Annotated in this window: 18 protein-coding genes; 3 read left to right on the top strand and 15 right to left on the bottom strand. The window is 69.0% G+C overall.

Features of this window, described 5'->3' with window-relative positions; all coding sequences use genetic code 11:
- Window positions 1-31: 31 nt before the first annotated feature.
- Window positions 32-1,513, bottom strand: a complete 1,482-nt coding sequence (locus F7Q96_RS04645) for an NAD-dependent succinate-semialdehyde dehydrogenase (RefSeq protein WP_053821203.1) — start codon at window positions 1,511-1,513, stop codon at window positions 32-34.
- A 110-nt stretch (window positions 1,514-1,623) separates the two neighbouring features.
- Window positions 1,624-3,171, bottom strand: a complete 1,548-nt coding sequence (gene ubiD / locus F7Q96_RS04640) for a 4-hydroxy-3-polyprenylbenzoate decarboxylase (protein ID WP_053821204.1) — start codon at window positions 3,169-3,171, stop codon at window positions 1,624-1,626.
- Between the two features lie 651 nt (window positions 3,172-3,822).
- On the opposite strand from ubiD, the gene F7Q96_RS04635 reads away from it, so the two are divergent.
- Entirely contained in the window at window positions 3,823-4,938 is a 1,116-nt protein-coding gene (locus F7Q96_RS04635; RefSeq protein ID WP_053822998.1) for a lytic transglycosylase domain-containing protein, read from the top strand.
- 123 nt (window positions 4,939-5,061) lie between these two features.
- Here the strand turns inward: F7Q96_RS04635 and F7Q96_RS04630 are convergent, their stop codons facing one another.
- From F7Q96_RS04630 to glyA, 13 genes are all read right to left on the bottom strand, one after another.
- Window positions 5,062-6,246: a pyridoxal phosphate-dependent aminotransferase gene (locus F7Q96_RS04630; RefSeq protein ID WP_053821205.1), complete on the bottom strand. Its 1,185-nt coding sequence runs from the start codon at window positions 6,244-6,246 to the stop codon at window positions 5,062-5,064.
- A gap of 161 nt (window positions 6,247-6,407) precedes the next feature.
- Window positions 6,408-6,902 carry a transcription antitermination factor NusB gene (gene nusB, locus F7Q96_RS04625; RefSeq protein ID WP_006579655.1) on the bottom strand — a complete coding sequence of 165 codons (495 nt, stop codon included), beginning with the start codon at window positions 6,900-6,902 and terminating at the stop codon, window positions 6,408-6,410.
- Complete coding sequence (gene ribH, locus F7Q96_RS04620) at window positions 6,895-7,395, bottom strand: 6,7-dimethyl-8-ribityllumazine synthase (protein ID WP_053821206.1); 501 nt, start codon at window positions 7,393-7,395, stop codon at window positions 6,895-6,897. The genes nusB and ribH overlap by 8 nt, the downstream gene beginning before the upstream one ends.
- Window positions 7,396-7,462: 67 nt before the next feature.
- The gene (gene ribBA / locus F7Q96_RS04615) at window positions 7,463-8,572 is read right to left on the bottom strand and encodes a bifunctional 3,4-dihydroxy-2-butanone-4-phosphate synthase/GTP cyclohydrolase II (RefSeq protein ID WP_053821207.1); all 1,110 of its coding nucleotides are present in this window, start codon (window positions 8,570-8,572) and stop codon (window positions 7,463-7,465) included.
- Between the two features lie 182 nt (window positions 8,573-8,754).
- The gene (locus tag F7Q96_RS04610) at window positions 8,755-9,393 is read right to left on the bottom strand and encodes a riboflavin synthase (protein ID WP_053821208.1); all 639 of its coding nucleotides are present in this window, start codon (window positions 9,391-9,393) and stop codon (window positions 8,755-8,757) included.
- Window positions 9,394-9,478: 85 nt separating this feature from the next.
- Entirely contained in the window at window positions 9,479-10,597 is a 1,119-nt protein-coding gene (ribD, locus tag F7Q96_RS04605) for a bifunctional diaminohydroxyphosphoribosylaminopyrimidine deaminase/5-amino-6-(5-phosphoribosylamino)uracil reductase RibD (RefSeq protein ID WP_053821209.1), read from the bottom strand.
- A gap of 154 nt (window positions 10,598-10,751) precedes the next feature.
- Complete coding sequence (locus tag F7Q96_RS04600; RefSeq protein WP_082371400.1) at window positions 10,752-11,366, bottom strand: pilus assembly FimT family protein; 615 nt, start codon at window positions 11,364-11,366, stop codon at window positions 10,752-10,754.
- A complete protein-coding gene (locus F7Q96_RS04595) occupies window positions 11,348-11,791 on the bottom strand; it encodes a type IV pilin protein (protein WP_053821210.1) in 444 nt (147 codons plus the stop codon). The genes F7Q96_RS04600 and F7Q96_RS04595 overlap by 19 nt, the downstream gene beginning before the upstream one ends.
- On the bottom strand, window positions 11,788-12,510 hold the full coding sequence (locus F7Q96_RS04590; RefSeq protein ID WP_158507244.1) for a pilus assembly PilX family protein: 723 nt from the start codon (window positions 12,508-12,510) through the stop codon (window positions 11,788-11,790). The genes F7Q96_RS04595 and F7Q96_RS04590 overlap by 4 nt, the downstream gene beginning before the upstream one ends.
- A complete protein-coding gene (locus F7Q96_RS04585) occupies window positions 12,504-13,427 on the bottom strand; it encodes a PilW family protein (protein ID WP_226994829.1) in 924 nt (307 codons plus the stop codon). Before F7Q96_RS04585 ends, F7Q96_RS04590 begins: the two co-directional genes overlap by 7 nt.
- Before the next feature lie 74 nt (window positions 13,428-13,501).
- Window positions 13,502-13,975: a type IV pilus modification PilV family protein gene (locus F7Q96_RS04580; RefSeq protein WP_144425741.1), complete on the bottom strand. Its 474-nt coding sequence runs from the start codon at window positions 13,973-13,975 to the stop codon at window positions 13,502-13,504.
- A 166-nt stretch (window positions 13,976-14,141) separates the two neighbouring features.
- Window positions 14,142-14,606, bottom strand: coding sequence for a transcriptional regulator NrdR (gene nrdR, locus F7Q96_RS04575; RefSeq protein WP_053821213.1), 465 nt, complete (start codon window positions 14,604-14,606; stop codon window positions 14,142-14,144).
- A gap of 70 nt (window positions 14,607-14,676) precedes the next feature.
- A complete protein-coding gene (glyA, locus tag F7Q96_RS04570) occupies window positions 14,677-15,924 on the bottom strand; it encodes a serine hydroxymethyltransferase (protein WP_053821214.1) in 1,248 nt (415 codons plus the stop codon).
- A 500-nt stretch (window positions 15,925-16,424) separates the two neighbouring features.
- On the opposite strand from glyA, the gene ybgC reads away from it, so the two are divergent.
- Window positions 16,425-16,829: a tol-pal system-associated acyl-CoA thioesterase gene (gene ybgC / locus F7Q96_RS04565; RefSeq protein ID WP_053821215.1), complete on the top strand. Its 405-nt coding sequence runs from the start codon at window positions 16,425-16,427 to the stop codon at window positions 16,827-16,829.
- Entirely contained in the window at window positions 16,826-17,509 is a 684-nt protein-coding gene (gene tolQ / locus F7Q96_RS04560) for a protein TolQ (RefSeq protein ID WP_023264902.1), read from the top strand. The genes ybgC and tolQ overlap by 4 nt, the downstream gene beginning before the upstream one ends.
- Window positions 17,510-17,528 lie beyond the last annotated feature (19 nt).

The following is a 17,528-nucleotide window of genomic DNA, read 5'->3' as shown; positions in this document are numbered from 1 at the left end:
GGGGCGGGCGCCGCCGGCGCCCGCGCGGCGCTCAGATGCCGCCGAGGCAAAGGTACTTCAGCTCGAGGTACTCGTCGATGCCGTAGGTCGAACCCTCGCGGCCGAGCCCCGACTGCTTGACGCCGCCGAACGGTGCCACCTCGTTCGAGATCAGGCCGGTGTTGATGCCGACCATGCCGTATTCGAGCTGCTCGGCGACGCGCCAGACGCGGCCGATATCGCGGCTGTAGAAATACGAGGCCAGCCCGAACTCGCTGGCATTGGCCAGCGCCACCGCTTCCTGCTCGTCGCGGAACTTGAACACCGCGGCCACGGGGCCGAAGGTTTCCTCGCGCGAGATCAGCATCTCGGGGGTGGCATCGGCCAGCACGGTCGGCGCGATGAAGCGGCTCGAGCCCAGGCCCTCGACCAGCTTGCCGCCGGTCAGCAGGCGCGCGCCGCGCGAGGTCGCATCGTCGATATGCTGGCGCACCTTCTGTACCGCCTGGTCATCGATCAGCGGGCCCTGCGCGACGCCGGCGTCGAAGCCGTTGCCCACGCGCAGCCCCTCGGCCTGGCGCGCCAGCTTGGCGACGAACTCGTCGTAGATCGACTCGTGCGCATAGAAGCGGTTGGTGCAGACGCAGGTCTGGCCGGCATTGCGGTACTTCGACGCGATCGCGCCCTCGACCGCGGCGTCGATGTCGGCATCGTCGAACACGATGAAGGGCGCGTGGCCGCCCAGTTCCAGCGCGATCTTCTTGACCGTCGGCGCGCATTGCTCCATCAGGATGCGGCCCACCGGGGTCGAGCCGGTAAACGACAGATGGCGGACCACCGGCGACGCGCACAGCGTCTTGCCGATCGCGATCGACTGGTCGGCGTCGCCGGTGACGATATTGATCACGCCGGCCGGGATGCCGGCGCGGTGCGCCAGTTCGGCCATCGCCAGCGCGCACAGCGGCGTCTGCTCGGCCGGCTTGACGACGATGGTGCAGCCGGCGGCCAGCGCGGGCGCGCACTTGCGCGTGATCATCGCGATCGGGAAGTTCCACGGCGTGATCGACGCGCAGACGCCGATCGGCTGCTTCAGCACCACCATGCGCTTGTCGGCCCAGGTCGAGGCCGGCACGTCGCCGCTGACGCGCTTGGCTTCCTCGGCGAACCACTCGATAAAGGACGCGCCGTAGACGACCTCGCCCTTTGATTCGGCCAGCGGCTTGCCCTGTTCCGCGGTCATCAGCGCGGCAAGGTCGTCGGTGTGGGCGATCAGCAGATCGAACCAGCGGCGCATCAGGTTGGCGCGCTCCTTGGCCGTCTTCGCGCGCCAGGCCGGCCAGGCGGCCTCGGCGGCGGCGATCGCGCGCTCGGTTTCCGCGGCGCCCAGGTTGGCTACCTGCAGCAGTTCCTCGTTGTTGGCCGGGTCGATCACCGGGAAGGTCGTGCCGTTGTCGGCGCCGACCCATTCGCCGTTGACATAGGACTGGCTGCGGACCAGGGCACGGTCCTGGATTCGGTCTAGCGCATTGGCCATCGTGGTCTCCTGTAATCGGTTCTGGTTGCAGATGATAGCGGGGGATGGCGGCGGCCGCGTCCGGGCTGCCTGGAGCGCCGGACGCCCGGCTGTCTGGGACCCCCAGGCTCTCAGCCGCCGGACGGCTGCGCGAACAGCGTCTCCCACATGCCGTCGACGCGGGTCTTGGTCGCCGCGTCCATCTGGATCGGACGTCCCCATTCGCGCGTGGTTTCGCCGGGCCACTTGTCGGTGGCATCGATGCCCATCTTCGAACCGAGGCCCGACACCGGCGAGGCGAAGTCCAGGTAGTCGATCGGCGTATTGTCGACCAGCACCGTATCTCGCGTCGGATCGACCCGCGTGGTGATCGCCCAGATCACCTCCTTCCAGTCGCGCACGTCGACATCGTCGTCGACCACGACGATGAACTTCGTATACATGAACTGCCGCAGGAAGCTCCAGACGCCGAACATCACGCGCTTGGCGTGGCCGGCGTACTGCTTCTTCATGCGCACCACCGCCATCCGGTAGCTGCAGCCCTCGGGCGGCAGATAGAAATCGGTGATCTCGGGAAACTGCTTCTGCAGCAGCGGCACGAACACCTCGTTCAGCGCGACGCCGAGCACCGCGGGTTCGTCGGGCGGCTTGCCGGTGTAGGTCGAGTGATAGATCGGATCGCGCCGCATCGTGATGCGGTCGATCGTGAAGACCGGAAACCAGTCCTGCTCGTTGTAGTAGCCGGTATGGTCGCCGAACGGGCCTTCCAGCGCGTGCTGGTAGCCGGACGGATGCGTGGGGTCGGGCTGGATATGGCCCTCGAGCACGATCTCGGCCGAGGCCGGCACGCTCAGTTCGGACAGCGTCGGCGTCAGGCAGCCGGCCAGTGCGGTGCGGCTGCCGCGCAGCAGGCCGGCGAACTGGTATTCGGACAGCGTGTCGGGCACCGGCGTCACCGCGCCGAGCATCGTGGCCGGATCGGCGCCCAGTGCGACCGCGATCGGAAACGGCTTGCCCGGATTGGCCAGCGCGTGCTCGCGGAAGTCGAGGGCGCCGCCGCGGTGCGCCAGCCAGCGCATGATGACCTGGTTGCGGCCGATCACCTGCTGCCGGTAGATGCCCAGGTTCTGCCGCTTCTTGTGCGGGCCCTTGGTGACCACCAGCCCCCAGGTGATCAGCGGTGCGGCGTCGCCGGGCCAGCACTTCTGGATCGGCAGGCGCGCCAGGTCGACGTCGTTGCCTTCCCAGACGATCTCCTGGCAGGCCGGGCTCGACACCTTCTTCGGCGCCATGTCCCAGACCGACTTGACCAGCGTGAACAGCTTGCCGGCCTCGCGCAGGCCGCGCGGCGGCTCCGGTTCCTTCAGCGCCGACAGCACACGCCCGATGTCGCGCAGATCGGCCAGCGATTCCGCGCCCATGCCCAATGCGACCCTGCGTGGTGTGCCGAACAGATTGGCCAGCACCGGCATGTCGAAAATCGCCTCACCACCTGCCGTGGCGTTGCCCGCCGCCTTGTGCGTGGGCCGTTCGAACAGCACGGCGGGCCCTTCGGCACGCAGCAGGCGATCGCAGATCTCGGTCATTTCGAGGTCGGGCGACACCGGCGCCGCGATGCGCCGCAACTCGCCCTGTTGTTCGAGCTGACCGATGAAATCGCGCAAGTCTTTGTATTGCATCAGGAATTTGTGGTTTGGCGAGGGGCGCGGCAATGGCGCCGCGCTCGTCGGAGTGTCGATCTGAGTGAACTACGGTCCATATTGGACCGGTTCGGAAGAAAAATTTTGCGGCACAGCGTACCGGCAAATTGTAAGTTTTTTTGAAAGACAGGCGGACGAGCAGGGCGGGACATCCTAGGCCAGCACTACGATTGCGGCCAGCTGAGTGATTCCTGCACCCCACGATAGCGGGGTTTTGATATAACGAAAAGGAATTGTTTTAGATTCCTTAATTCTTGACTCGATATAAAACGGTTTTTACAATCGCGTCTGCTCAAAGGTGTGCTGCGTTGCAACAACGAACTTCTCGATCCTGTCAAGGGGTGTAACGCAGATCACCACGTTGGATCAACCAGAGCGGACCGCTACAAGGGAGGTCCCTCCGATCACCGCCGGCAACGACCGGCGCGTCTTGAGTCTTCGCAGCAGGGCAGGCTACCCCAAGAGCCTCCTCTGCTAATCGCTGGGCGCTTGGGGAGCGCCCACCAACAACAGATGCCGGTCGTCCCTGCAAGGCGGTGCGGTGTCCTTACTTGACTACGTTGCCAGAGCACGGTGATGCGTGGGCGAATGCCCTGCAGGACCGGGAGACGGCGGCGCATGGAGGTAAGCATGAGTGGTTGGAAAACCCTTCATCTTCCCGGTGTCGGGCGGGCGTTGCAGGTCCGCTTCAGGCAACCGGTTCCCGGTGTGCGGCGCGCCCTGCAGGTTCGTCTCGCGCATCCGGTGGCCGGCCGCGCACTGCGCGGCGGTCGTGCAACGTTGAAGTACGCGCTGAACAGCGCGGGTCTGATTGCGGTGGTGGCCGGCATTTCGCTGTCGGTCAGCCAGGAATGGCGCACCGCGCTGGCCGGCATGCTGGCCGGCGACGAAGCGCCTGCCATTCTGCTGGAGGCGGCGACCGCATCGGCGCCCGTCCATGCCAGCACGGCAGACGTGGCGGCGGCCAAGCTGCTGCCGGCGGTCAAGGTACCGGCGGCTGGCGCCACGGTGCCTGCCGTTGCGCCGGCCGGCCTGCCGAGCGTCTCGGGCGTTGGCGAATGGGCCAATGCAGGCCAGTCGAAGGTGCCGTCGGTCGCGCATCTGGCGGCCCGTATCCCGGCCCAGCGCGTGGCCCTGGACGCGCGCTACAGCAGCACGCTGGCCAATGCACGCGAACAGGCCGCGGTGGCCGAGTACATCGCGCGCAAGTACCGCGTGGCCGCGCAGGCGACCGCGCAACTGGTCAAGGCCGCCTATCTGACCGGCCGCGAGGTCGGCATCGATCCGCTGCTGATCCTGGGCGTGATCGCGATCGAGTCCAGCTTCAATCCGTACGCGGAGAGCGGCGTGGGCGCGCAGGGCCTGATGCAGGTCATGACCAAGGTCCACCAGGACAAGTACGAGCACGTCGGCGGCGTCGCGGCTGCACTGAATCCTTACGCCAACATCAAGATCGGTGCGCTGGTGCTGAAGGACTGCATCGCCCGCGCCGGCTCGATCGAAGGCGGCCTGAAATACTACGTCGGCGCGACGACGGCCACCGATGGCGGCTATGGCGCCAAGGTCCTGGCCGAGCGCGCGAAGCTGCGTCAGGTGCTGGGCATCCGCGGCAATGCACCGGCGGCGACGCCGGACGCGACCGAGTCGCTGCCGGGCCCGTCGTCGACCAAGACGCAGGCAGAGCATACGCCCGAGCCGCAGGACGGCATCGAGCTGGAGGCGGCGCAGGCGCCCCGCAAGGCCTGATTGCCGGATTGCGGCGCGGCTTTGTCCGCGTCCGCGCAGGGCCCGAAGAAAAGCGGCGCAGCCTGTTTGGCTGCGCCGCTTTCGTTTTGGCGGGCCGCGATGGCCGCCGCGATTGCGCTATCTCTATTTCCCGAACAGCTTGCCGAGCCGCCGCATTGCTTCCTCGATATGCGCCATCGACGTGGCGTACGAGATGCGAATGTACTCGCGCGCGGTATGCGGACCGAAGTCCAGACCGGGCACCAGCACCACGCCGGCATCGTGCAGCATCGCCTGCGTCAGCCGGTCCGAATCGCCGGCGGCCGGGTGCTGGACGCCGCGGCAGTCCGCATAGACATAGAACGCGCCATCGGGCCTGACCGGCACGCCAAAGCCCAGCGCCTCGAGCGCGGGCACGATGGCGTCGCGGCGGCGCTGGAATTCGGCCTTGCGCTCGTCGTAGATCGCCAGTGCCTCGGGCGTGAAGCAGGCCAGCGCGGCGTGCTGGGCTACCGCCGACGCGCAGATGAACAGGTTCTGCGCGACCTTCTCGAAGTCCACCACCAGCGCGTCCGGTACCACCAGCCAGCCCAGCCGCCAGCCCGTCATGTTGAAGTACTTGGAGAAGCTGTTCACCGTGACGACATTGTCGTCGAGCGACAGCGCCGACACCGGCGCGCCGTCGTACGACAGCCCCTGGTAGATCTCGTCGACGATCGCGAAGCCGCGGCGCTGCCGCACCTCGGCGAGGATGCGCGCCAGCTCGTCGGGCAGGATCGAGGTGCCGGTCGGGTTCGACGGCGAGGCCAGCAGCACGCCGCGGGTCGATTCGCCCCAGTGTTCGCGCACCTGATCGGCGGTCAGCTGGAAGCGCGCCTCCGGGCCGCTGGGAACCATCCTGGCGACGCCGTCGAATGCCGCGACGAAGTGACGGTTGCAGGGATAGCTCGGGTCCGGCATCAGCACCTCGGCGCCGATCTCGACCAGCACCGCGCAGGCGAGCAGCAGCGCGCCCGAGGCGCCGGCCGTGACGATGACCCGCCGGGCCGGGATATCGATCCCATAGGCGCTCTTGTAATAGCCGGCGATCGCCTCGCGCAGCGCATGGATGCCGAGCGCGCCGGTGTATTGCGTCACGCCGCGACGCATTGCCGCTTCCGCCGCCCGAACCACCGGCTCGGCCGCGGTGAAGTCGGGCTCGCCGATGCCCATGTGGATGATGTGGCGGCCGGCTCGTTCGAGCTCGGCGGCCTGCTTGGCCAGCTCCATCACGTGGAAGGCGCGGATATTGGCGAGGCGGGAGGCGGTGGCGAGGCGCTGTGGGTCCATGGCGGGAAACGGTGGAATCGGTGGAATCGGTGGAATCGGCGGGAAGGCGGTGCTTGAAAGAGGGCAGGCGAGGCGCGGGCCCAGCCGCAATCATCGCCGGAAATGAAAACACCCGCCTGGGCGGGTGTCGGTCCGGCGCATGCCGCGGGGCAGGGCGCCGGTCAGCGCCGGGCGGCGACCTCGGTGGCGCGCACCTGCGCGGCGACCTTGTCGAGCACGCCGTTGACGTACTTGTAGCCTTCGACGCCGCCAAAGGTCTTGGTCAGCTCGACGGCCTCGTTGATGACGACCTTGTACGGGATGTCGATGCAGTGCACCAGCTCGTAGCTGCCGATCAGCAGCGCGGCGCGCTCGACCGGGGACAGCTCGTCGACGGTGCGGTCCAGGAACGGCGAGAAGGCCGCGGTCAGCCGTTCTTCCTCGCGCACGGCGCCGTTGAGCAGCGCGTCGAAATGCTCGCGGTCGGCCTTGTTGAAGCCTTGCGCATCGTGCAGATGGGCCTGGATCGCGCCGATGTCGTTGCGGTTCAGCAGCCACTGGTACAGGCCCTGCAGCGCCAGTTCGCGCGAGCGGCGGCGCGCGCTCTTGGGCGGCGCCTTGGCGTCGGAGCGGCCGGACTTGGCGGCAGGCTTGCCGCCCTGTGCTGCATCACTCATCGTCGTCCTCGTCCTCGTCGTCCTGGCCGCGCAGCGAATCGAGCGCCGCCACCAGGTTCGCCATTTCCACCGCAGCACGGGCGCAGTCGCGGCCCTTCTCGCGGGTGCGGGCATGGGCCTGGGCGTCGGTATCGACGGTCAGGATGCCGTTGGCGATCGGCAGGTTGAAGTCCAGGCCGACGCGCGTGATGCCCGCGCCCGACTCGTTCGAAACCAGTTCGAAGTGGTAGGTTTCGCCCCGCACCACGGCGCCCAGCGCGATCAGCGCGTCGAACTGGCCGCTCTCGGCCATCTTCTGCAGCGCCAGCGGGACTTCGAGTGCGCCGGGCACCGTCACCACCAGCGTGTCTTCGCCTTCGATGCCCAGCTTTTCCAGCTCGGCCAGGCAGGCTTCACGCAGTTCGTCGCAGACCGGCTCGTTGAAACGCGCCTGCACGATGCCGATGCGCAGGCCTTCGCCGTCGAGGTTGCTCGGGTAGAAACCGTGATCCATATCGTTCTCCAGGGTTCGGTGGGCAGCCGTGCCCGGGATGGGCCGGCCGCTGGTGTTGGGGGGGCGCTCAGTCGTCGTCGCCGTTCATCGGCTGGTAGCCAGTCACTTCGAGATCGTAGCCGGTCATGCTGGGCATCTTGCGCGGCGAGGCCAGCACGCGCATCTTGCCGACGCCCACGTCGCGCAGGATCTGCGCGCCGATGCCGTAGGTGCGCAGGTCCGGCTTGCGCGGGGCGCGCGTCTGGGGCTCGTCCAGCGCGCTGAATTGCGCGAACAGCCGCTCGGCGCTGTCGCCGCAGTTCAGCAGCACCATCACGCCGCTGTCGGCCGCGCCGATCGCCTCGAGCGAGGCCGGCACGGTCCACGAGTGGGTGGTGCGGGAGACTTCGAGCAGGTCCAGCACCGACAGCGGCTCGTGCACGCGCACCAGCGTTTCGCGGTCGGGCTGCGGTTCGCCCTTGATCAGCGCCAGATGGGCGTGGCCGCTGGGCTTGTCGCGGTAGGCGATGCTGCGGAAGGTGCCGTACGGCGTCTGCATGGTGCGCTCGCCGACGCGGTCGACGATGCATTCGGTGCGGCTGCGGTAGTGGATCAGGTCGGCGATGGTGCCGATCTTCAGGCCGTGCAGCTCGGCGAATTCGATCAGGTCCGGCAGCCGCGCCATGGTGCCGTCGTCCTTCATGATTTCGCAGATCACCGCGGCCGGGGTCACGCCGGCCAGCGCGGCCAGGTCGCAGCCCGCCTCGGTATGGCCGGCGCGCATCAGCACGCCGCCGGGCTGGGCGGTCAGCGGGAAGATGTGACCGGGCTGGACCAGATCGCTGGGCCTGGCGTCGCGCGCGACGGCGGCCTGCACGGTGCGGGCGCGGTCGGCCGCCGAAATGCCGGTGGTCACGCCTTCGGCCGCCTCGATCGACACCGTGAAGGCGGTGCCGTGCGGGGTGCCGTTGCGGCTGACCATCGGATGCAGTTCCAGCTGGCGGCAGCGCTCGGGCGTCAGCGTCAGGCAGATCAGGCCGCGGCCGTACTTGGCCATGAAGTTGATCGCCTCGGGCGTGACGAAGTCGGCCGCCAGCACCAGATCCCCCTCGTTCTCGCGGTCTTCCTCGTCGACCAGGATAACCATGCGGCCGGCACGGATCTCGGCAATGATGTCTTCGGTTGGGGCGATCGTCATGAGGTAGGCAAAGGAAAGTCTGGCGGGGGCGGCCCCGGGCGGTGCCCGTGAGGCGACTGCGGCGCGCCGGGGCGGCGCGCGGTTTAACCCGGCATTGTACGCGATGCGAGCCGGGGGCAAGGGGCCCGGCGCCGGGCCTGGGCCTCGGCAGCCGGGCCGGCCTGCGCGGCCGGTGCCGGCCGTCAGAGGCGTTCGCCTGCCTTGCCCTCGGCGCTCAGCATCCGCTCGACATAGCGGGCGATCAGGTCGATCTCCAGATTGACCTTCGCGCCTGGGCGCAGGTCCTGCAGCGTGGTCACCTCGATCGTGTGGGGGATCAGGTTGATCGAGAATTCGCAGCCGTCGGGCTGGTCGGCCACGCGGTTGACCGTCAGCGAGACGCCGTTGACCACCACCGAGCCCTTGTAGGCCAGATAGCGCGCCAGCTCGCGCGGCGCCTTGACGCGCAGCTCGTGCGATTCGCCGACCGGCGCGAAATGGGTGACCTCGCCCAGGCCGTCGACATGGCCGGACACCAGGTGGCCGCCAAGCCGGTCGGCCAGCCGCAGCGCCTTTTCCAGATTGACGCGGCCAGGCTGCGCGAGGCCGGTGGTCTTGTCCAGCGATTCGCGCGAGACCTCGACGTCGAACCGGCCGGGCTGCATCGCCACCACGGTCATGCAGGCGCCCTGGATGGCGATGCTGTCGCCGATCTGCACGTCGGACAGGTCGAGCCCGCCCGCGTCGATCTGCAGCCGTACGCCGGCGTCGTTGGAGTTCTGGTCGCCCAGCGGCGTCACGGAGTCGATGCGGCCGACGGCCGCCACAATGCCAGTAAACATGGTCTGGTCAGCAGGGAGAGAGAAGGGGAAAGCGAAAGGGGGAAGCGAAAGCGGCATGCTGGCAGCCCGAAGAATGACGTGCCGCTCAGCTCGCCGGATGGCGGCGCGCGATCAGCCGCAGGTCGTCGCCGATCTGCCGCACGTCGTGCCAGCGGAAGGCCGGCGCGTCCTGCAGCCGGGCCAGCGGCGGCAGGTTGAACATGCCCTGGGCGTCGCCGAGCAGCCGGGGCGCCAGATAGATCAGCAATTCGTCGGCGCAGCCCTCGCGGATCAGCGACCCGTTGAGCTTGAAGCCGGCCTCGACATGCAGCTCGTTGATGCCGCGCCGGCCCAGTTCCTCCAGCATGCGGCGCAGCTCGACCTTGCCGTGCGCGTTGGGCAGCACCACCACTTCGGCGCCGCGTGCCTCCAGCGCGCTGCGGCGCGCGCGGTCGTCGATCGCACAGAACACCAGTACGGGTTTGGCGAAATCCCCGGTGTCCGGCGCCAGCATGCGGGCGTCCAGTGGCACCTCCAGGCGCGAGTCGATCAGCACGCGCTGCGGCTGGCGCGGCGTGTCGATGGCGCGCACGGTCAGTTGCGGGTCGTCGTCGCGCACCGTGCCGATGCCGGTCAGGATCGCGCAGGCGCGGGCACGCCAGGCATGGCCATCGTCGCGCGCGGCCTGCCCGGTGATCCACTGGCTGGTGCCGTCGTGCAGCGCGGTGCCGCCATCGAGCGAGGCGGCGACCTTGACGCGGACCCACGGCAGCCCTCGCGTCATGCGCGAGACGAAGCCGATATTCAGATCGCGCGCTTCCTTCTCCAGCAGGCCGCAGCGCACGTCGATGCCGGCATCGCGCAGCCGCTGCAGGCCGCGTCCCGATACCGTGGGATTCGGATCTTCCATCGCCGCGACCACGCGCTTGACGCCGGCGCGCACCAGCGCGTCGGCGCACGGCGGTGTCCGGCCGAAATGGCTGCATGGCTCGAGCGTGACGTAGGCGGTCGCCCCGGCAGCATCGATGCCGCGCGCGGCGGCGTTTTTCAGCGCCTGGATCTCCGCATGGTCCTGGCCCGCGGGCTGCGTATAGCCTTCGCCGATCACCTTGCCGCCCTTGGTCAGCACACAGCCCACGCGCGGATTCGGCGTGGTGATGAACATGCCGCGGGCGGCGAGCGCGAGGGCCTGCTGCATGGCGGCGTGATCGGTTTCGGAGAACATGAGTGGGCGGTTTCCTGCCGGTTGTCTTGACGGGGTGACTGGCGCGATGGGCTGGCGCGATGGGCTGGCGTATTGGGTTGGCGTATTGCTCTGGCGTAGTTGGCTGGCGTGGTCGGATCCGGCATGCCGGGCCGCGCTTCGGGGCCGGCGTGGCTCAGGGCCCGGCGTCGGTCCGGCTGTCGCAGTCGGTGTCCTGCCCGGGCGTACAGATGCGCAGGCGGCCCAGCGCGCCGAGCCTGACCTGACGCTGCGCGTGGCCGCAGCGCAGGGTAAAGGTGGCGGCATAGAAGCCGCCACGTTCCGACCGAGAGTATCCCACAGGAGCCAGCCGCAGCGCGTGGCTGCCGTCCGTGGCGCGCAGCGCGACGCGCAGGCAGCCGGCGCCGAGGGTCACCACGGACAGCGCGGGGGCCTCGCCGATCTCGTTGGCCTCATTGGGCTCATTGGGCTCATTGGGCTCATTGGCCTCTCCGGCGACGATGCGCCAGCCGCGCGAGAAGTCGGGGAAGCCTTGACGCGGCGACAGCAGGACGTTGCCGCGCCTGGCCAGCGCGAATGCGCGCGCCGTCTCGATCGAGGCCGCCAGCAGGTCGGCGGCGACGCGGACCTGCTGGCGCTCCAGCGCATCGCGATACGACGGATAGCTGGCGGCGGCCAGCATTGCCGTGATGGCAAGCGCGGCCAGCGATTCGATCAGCGTGGCCCCCGTATTGCCTGCGCCGTGCCGCCGGCGATCGCCGCGCCGCGCGCTCAGCACCCTGCGGGCCATGGTACGGGGCCCGCCATGTCCGCCGATTCGATCAGCCACTCCCCGCCGCTGCGCAGGATCAGCGTGCCGCAGGCGGGGTCCGGCCATTGGGGCGCGGCATGCAGTTCGATGCAACGGTCGAGGCCGGCATCGGTGCAGGGCAGCGCCGCGAGACGGTATTGCGGTCGCGCCGGCGGCGCCGGCAGCCACTGTGGCCAGGTTCCGGCCGGCCGGCGCCCGCCGTCGTCGGCGAAGCTGCCGCGGGCCATCGCGTGGCGCTGCAGCTCGAGCATCGCCGCGATCATCGCGGTGCGCGCCTGCACGCGCCAGCTGCGCTGCAGGTGCCGATGCCAGCTGGCGGCCGCGAGGCCGGCAACGATGGCAGCGATGGTGATCGCCACCAACAGCTCGATCAGTGTGAAGGCGGCGGGGCGGGGCACGATCATGGCGGATATGGCGGCACGAGTTCGCGCCAGCCCAGGCGCCGGATGCCGGCGGGTCCCGGCTGGCTTGCGGCGCCGTCGCGTGCAGACGGATCGATCCATTCGGTTTGCAGCACGACACGGGCGGCAGGATCGCGTCCCTGGCCCAGTGCGGTGATGCGGTAGCGCTGCGCGTGCACGCCGGCGGGCGCCGATGCGCCGGTGTCCTTTTGCGGCAGCCGTTCGATCAGATAGCGCGGCACCGTGGTCGCGCCGGCCATCTCCGCAGGGATGACGGGCAGCGTCGCGCCGGTCGCCGATCCGATCGGGATGCCGATGTCGTCGGCAGGCGGGCCCACCCCCATCCAGGCCCGCCACGGCGGCGGCTGCCCCACGGCGGCGCTGCACAAGCCGCGCTGCGCCTGCGTGCCGCAACGACCGGGCGCAGGCCAGGCCGCGAAGCGATGGCCAGGCAAGGCCGATGCCGCGCTGGCCGCGGCGCTGGCCGTCACCTTCGTGTTGCCGCGCAGATCGTGCTCGCCATCGGTCAGTGCAAGCTCGGCGTTGCGCAACGCAATCTCGCGTTCGAGCCGCTGGCCGATCGCCTGATGTCCTGCCAGCAGCAGCACGAACAGCGCCCCGGCCAGGGCCAGCGTCAGCGTCGACATCACGACCACGGAAATCAGCGTGATGGCGCCGCGTTCAGCTTGCCGAGACCTCGCCTCGTCCTTGGCTTTCAACATGGCGACCCCGCGCAGAACGGCGCATTGCGCAGCCATACCGTGGTGGCGAAGACCCGCCTCGATGCGTTGGGCCGGGAGCGCGGCCGGAACACGATATCGTCGCCCTGCTCACCGGCCATGCGCGCGGGCAGCAGAGGCAGCATCGGCCGCGGCGCAGCAGCCGTGCCGGCACCGGTGCGCAGCACCAGCGCGATCTGCACGGCCAACACGCTGCACCACGCACCGGGTCCGGCCACGGCGAGCTCGCTGGCGCGCAGGAAGGCGTCGACGCGGCCATCGCCATCGCGGTCGATGCCATAGCGCAGCTGCAGGGTCTCGACGCCGCGGGCCAGCGCCCCTGTGCTCCAGGTCCTGCCAGCGCTGCCGCCACCGTTGCCTCCATCGCCGCGCCCCGGGTAGCGGCACAGCAACTGCGGCTCGCCGTCGGCACCGTCGGCGACGTACAGCAGATTGGCGGTCAGATAGTCCGCCGCTGGCGGCGCCGATGCCGGCCTGGTTTCAACAGGGGCGGCCGCGATGGGGACGGGGTATCCGCTGCAGTCGGTCAGATAGCGGTCCGGCAGCGCCGGATCGCCGGCCGGATGATCGCCGCCGAAGCGGATCAGCAGCGCATCGCTGCCGGCGACGCCGGGTTTGTCGCAAGCGAGCGTGCCGCCGAGCCTCGGTTGGCCGCAGTCGTCGCGGCCGCTCAGCGGCGGAGGCAGGGCAGTGGTCGGATCCGGATGCCAGCCCGCGTGGCGCAGCAGCGCGGCAATCGCGTCGAGCAGGGCGGCGCCGCGCTGTTCGAGCTCGCGCTGCTCGGCCGCGATTGCGTAGGCGGAACGCACCGTCAGGAAGACCGTCACCGCAGCGCCGGTCGCCAGCGTGCCGAGCAGCAGGCCGACCATCACGTCGACCAGCGACGATCCGGCGGGCATACGCGCACGCCGTGGCATCGCCCTGCCGCGGCCCGCGGCCGACGAGGACGTGGGCCCGCCGAGCACGATCGCACTCATGGCCGCAGCCGCAGCGCGATCGCGCGCAACGCGGTCCGGGAAGGGGCGACGCCTGCCTCGCTGCGCGAGCCTGGCGATGAAGCCAGGGGGCCGACCACGACGACGCGCTGGCCGGCCGGACAGTCGGACTGCGCCGCGTCGGCCGGTACCGATGCGCACCAGCGTGGCGCCGGCAGGCCGCCGGCTTGCGAGACTGCCGGAAGCCTGGCGGGATCGGGCAGCGCATCCGGCCCCGCCAGCCCGGCGAGTTCCGCGCCCTCGCCGGCGAGCCGCAGCGCCTGGCCGATCAGCAAGGGATCACGCCACCATTGCAGCGCGGCCGGGCCGAGCCGGGCCAGCGGCAGCAGGCCGATGCCCAGCACCGCCAGTGCGATCAAGGATTCGATCAGCAGGTAGCCGCGGCGCCGCACGCGCCCGCCAGCAGATCGGTAGAGAAAGGAAGGGGAAGCCGCCGAAGGGATCGCAACCATCGCTCTGGTCCTGTGCGTGACAAGCGGGGACCAGAGTAATCGTCAGCGGGCGGAGATCCGGTGTCGAATCGTGGAGGATTCGACAAGGTTTGCAACAGCGGCAAGGGTGGCCGCAACGGCGGCGGCAACGACCACGAGCAAGGCCGCTGCGCCCCTCGGCGCCACCTCAGCGCTTGCCGTTGGGCGAGCTGACCTCGGCCAGCACGTCGGAGAACTCGGACACGTCCTCGAAGCTGCGATAGACCGAAGCGAATCGGATATAGGCGATCTTGTCGAGCTTGCGCAGTTCGCGCATCACCAGTTCGCCGACCTGGCTGCTCGGGATTTCCTTCTGTCCCAGCGCCAGCAGCTTTTCCTCGATGCGCGCGATCGCCTCGTCGATGGCCTCGGCCGACACCGGCCGCTTGCGCAGCGCGAGCCGCATCGAATCCTTCAGCTTGCTGCGCGCGTAATCGACGCGGCTGCCGTTCTTCTTGACGATGGCAGGGAAGAACAGCTCGATCCGCTCATAGGTGGTGAAGCGCCGGTCGCAGGCCTCGCAACGGCGGCGCCGGCGCACGGTGTCGCCTTCCTCGGACATGCGGGTGTCGAGCACCTGGGTATTGGAGTGACCGCAGAAGGGACATTTCATCGGACCACCTGGAGGCGGAGGTTGAGCGGCCGCGCGCCGCCGGCAATCGGCGGCGCGCGGCGACGGCCGATCAGCCGTAGACCGGGAAGCGCTTGGTCAGCGCCGCGACCTGCTCGCGCACGCGCGCAATGTTGGCGGCGTCGTGCGGGTTGTCCAGCACGTCGGCGATCAGGTTGGCGACCTGGCGCGCTTCCTCTTCCTTGAAGCCGCGCGTGGTCATCGCCGGCGAGCCCAGGCGGATGCCCGAGGTCACGAACGGCTTTTCCGGATCGTTCGGGATCGCGTTCTTGTTGACCGTGATATGGGCGTCGCCGAGGATCTTCTCGGCTTCCTTGCCGGTGATCTGCTTGGCGCGCAGGTCGACCAGCATCACGTGGCTCTCGGTGCGGCCCGAGACGATGCGCAGGCCGCGCGCGATCAGCGTGTCGGCCAGCGCCTGGGCGTTCTTGACGACCTGCTGCTGATAGGCCTTGAACTCCGGCGACAGCGCTTCCTTGAACGCGACCGCCTTGCCGGCGATCACGTGCATCAGCGGGCCGCCCTGGATGCCGGGGAAGATCGCCGAGTTGATGGCCTTCTCATGTTCGGCCTTCATCAGGATCACGCCGCCGCGCGGGCCGCGCAGACTCTTGTGCGTGGTGGTGGTGACGAAGTCGGCGTGCGGCACCGGGTTCGGGTAGACGCCCGCGGCGATCAGGCCCGCGTAGTGCGCCATGTCGACCATGAAATAGGCGCCGACCGACCTGGCCACCGCGGCGATGCGCTCGAAGTCGATGCGCAGCGAGAAGGCCGACGCGCCGGCGATGATCAGCTTCGGCTTCTTTTCCTGGGCCAGCTTTTCCAGCGCGCCGTAGTCGATGTCCTCGTCGGCGTTCAGGCCGTAGCTGACCACGTTGAACCACTTGCCGCTCATGTTCAGCGCCATGCCGTGGGTCAGGTGGCCGCCTTCGGCCAGGCTCATGCCCATGATCGTGTCGCCCGGCTTGAGCACGGCGAAGAACACGCCCTGGTTGGCCTGCGAGCCCGAATTCGGCTGCACGTTGGCGGCCTCGGCGCCGAACAGCTGCTTGACGCGATCGATCGCCAGCTGCTCGACGACGTCGACATATTCGCAGCCGCCGTAATAGCGCTTGCCGGGATAGCCCTCGGCGTACTTGTTGGTCAACTGCGACCCCTGGGCGGCCATCACGGCCGGCGAGGTGTAGTTCTCGGAGGCGATCAGCTCGATATGGTCTTCCTGGCGCTGATTTTCCTGCTGGATGGCGGACCAGAGTTCGGGATCGATCTGGTCGATCGTGTAGCGGCTGCGTTCGAACATGGCGAAAACTCGTCTGTAGAAGGATCGGTGAAAACCGTGCAATGACGGCGGATGACCGAAGGATACGGGAACGGAACGACGGTAGGGCGCGCGGGGAAGACGCATGCGAACCGCGTCGCCGGCCTGGGCGCGGGGCCCGGAGCTGGCGGCGCAGGGCGCACCCTGCTTCCCATTCGCTGGCCCAGGCGAGCGGCAGGCGCGGCGGCCATCGCAAGGGCCGGGGCCGGGCATCGTGCCTGGCATCGGACCGCTTCCGGTGGCGTGGCGCCAGAGATCTTGCGCTTCCTCGTGGTAGTACCCACTGACTTCGCCAGTCGCGCAAGGTGGAATGGTTGGCCGGAGTTTACGCGAGGCCCCGGCTCGCCGCAAGCCGGCCGGGCGGCCTGTGGCGGGGCCCGGCGGGCTGGAAGGGGGGCGCTCGTCTGTAGGACGCCCCGGCGTTGCGTTGTCGGACGCCGTGTGACACCGAAGCCGCGCCCGCGTCCGTTACAATCGCGGCCATGACGAATTTCGTATGGCCCCTGCGCGTCTACTGGGAAGATACCGACGCCGGCGGGGTGGTGTTCTACGCCAACTACCTCAAGTTTTTCGAACGCGCGCGCACCGAATGGCTGCGCGCGCTCGGCATCGAGCAGCAGGCCCTCGCCGACGAATCCGGCGTGGTCTTTGTCGTGCGCAGCACGGCGGTGGAATACAATGCGCCCGCCCGGCTGGACGATCTGCTGGAGATCCGCACCCGTATTGAACGGGTCGGGCCGGCCTCGGTCCAATTCGCCCAGGAAGCGTGGCGCGGGCCGCTGATGCTGGCCGCGGGCACGATCCGGGTGGGATGCGTGGACCGCGACAGCTTCCGCCCGGCCCCGATTCCCGCACCAGTCCTCGCAACCATCAAGACCGCTCGATGAATCCCGTGACCGTCACGCAAGACATGTCGATCCTTACGCTGGTGATGCACGCCAGCTTCCTGGCGCAGGCCGTGATGGCCTTGCTGGTCGTCATGTCGTTGTTTTCCTGGACCTATATTTTCCGCAAGCACATGGCGCTGCGCGCCGCGCGCACCCAGACCGAAGGCTTCGAGCGCGATTTCTGGGCGGGCGGCGATCTGCAGGCGCTGTATCACAGCGCGGCCAACAACCGGCACAGCACCGGCGCGCTCGAGCGGATCTTCGAGTCCGGCATGGGCGAATACCTGAAGGCGCGCGAGCGCAGCAACGATGCCGGCGCGCTGCTCGACGCGGCCCGCCGCGCGATGCGTGCGGCCTACCAGCGCGAGATGGACGTGCTCGAATCCCACCTGCCGTTCCTGGCCTCGGTCGGCTCGGTCAGCCCGTACATCGGCCTGTTCGGCACGGTCTGGGGGATCATGAACGCGTTCCGCGGCCTGTCCAACGTCCAGCAGGCCACGCTGGCCTCGGTCGCACCGGGCATCGCCGAAGCGCTGGTGGCCACCGCGATCGGCCTGTTCGCGGCGATCCCCGCGGTGATCGCGTACAACCGCTACGCGACCGAGATCGACCGGCTGGCGATCCGCTTCGAGAGCTTCATGGAAGAATTCCTCAACATCCTGCAGCGGCAGACCCGCTGAAGGCCAGGCCAAGGAGAAG

The organism is Cupriavidus gilardii, from assembly GCF_008801915.1.
Taxonomy (GTDB): domain Bacteria; phylum Pseudomonadota; class Gammaproteobacteria; order Burkholderiales; family Burkholderiaceae; genus Cupriavidus; species Cupriavidus gilardii.
The sequence above is the reverse complement of the archived record's forward strand: the minus strand, read 5'-3'. Positions and strand labels throughout refer to the sequence as shown.

Bases quoted from the DNA above. Each gene is read 5' to 3' on its own strand.
- F7Q96_RS04645 (WP_053821203.1), bottom strand. From the start codon at position 1,513: ATGGCCAATGCGCTAGACCGAATCCAGGACCGTGCCCTGGTCCGCAGC.
- ubiD (WP_053821204.1), bottom strand. From the start codon at position 3,171: ATGCAATACAAAGACTTGCGCGATTTCATCGGTCAGCTCGAACAACAG.
- F7Q96_RS04590 (WP_158507244.1), bottom strand. From the start codon at position 12,510: ATGTTGAAAGCCAAGGACGAGGCGAGGTCTCGGCAAGCTGAACGCGGC.
- ribBA (WP_053821207.1), bottom strand. From the start codon at position 8,572: ATGACGATCGCCCCAACCGAAGACATCATTGCCGAGATCCGTGCCGGC.
- F7Q96_RS04630 (WP_053821205.1), bottom strand. From the start codon at position 6,246: ATGGACCCACAGCGCCTCGCCACCGCCTCCCGCCTCGCCAATATCCGC.
- F7Q96_RS04635 (WP_053822998.1), top strand. From the start codon at position 3,823: ATGAGTGGTTGGAAAACCCTTCATCTTCCCGGTGTCGGGCGGGCGTTG.
- ribD (WP_053821209.1), bottom strand. From the start codon at position 10,597: ATGTTCTCCGAAACCGATCACGCCGCCATGCAGCAGGCCCTCGCGCTC.
- ybgC (WP_053821215.1), top strand. From the start codon at position 16,425: ATGACGAATTTCGTATGGCCCCTGCGCGTCTACTGGGAAGATACCGAC.
- glyA (WP_053821214.1), bottom strand. From the start codon at position 15,924: ATGTTCGAACGCAGCCGCTACACGATCGACCAGATCGATCCCGAACTC.
- F7Q96_RS04610 (WP_053821208.1), bottom strand. From the start codon at position 9,393: ATGTTTACTGGCATTGTGGCGGCCGTCGGCCGCATCGACTCCGTGACG.
- F7Q96_RS04580 (WP_144425741.1), bottom strand. From the start codon at position 13,975: ATGGTTGCGATCCCTTCGGCGGCTTCCCCTTCCTTTCTCTACCGATCT.
- ribH (WP_053821206.1), bottom strand. From the start codon at position 7,395: ATGGATCACGGTTTCTACCCGAGCAACCTCGACGGCGAAGGCCTGCGC.
- nusB (WP_006579655.1), bottom strand. From the start codon at position 6,902: ATGAGTGATGCAGCACAGGGCGGCAAGCCTGCCGCCAAGTCCGGCCGC.
- tolQ (WP_023264902.1), top strand. From the start codon at position 16,826: ATGAATCCCGTGACCGTCACGCAAGACATGTCGATCCTTACGCTGGTG.
- F7Q96_RS04600 (WP_082371400.1), bottom strand. From the start codon at position 11,366: ATGGCCCGCAGGGTGCTGAGCGCGCGGCGCGGCGATCGCCGGCGGCAC.
- F7Q96_RS04595 (WP_053821210.1), bottom strand. From the start codon at position 11,791: ATGATCGTGCCCCGCCCCGCCGCCTTCACACTGATCGAGCTGTTGGTG.
- nrdR (WP_053821213.1), bottom strand. From the start codon at position 14,606: ATGAAATGTCCCTTCTGCGGTCACTCCAATACCCAGGTGCTCGACACC.
- F7Q96_RS04585 (WP_226994829.1), bottom strand. From the start codon at position 13,427: ATGCCCGCCGGATCGTCGCTGGTCGACGTGATGGTCGGCCTGCTGCTC.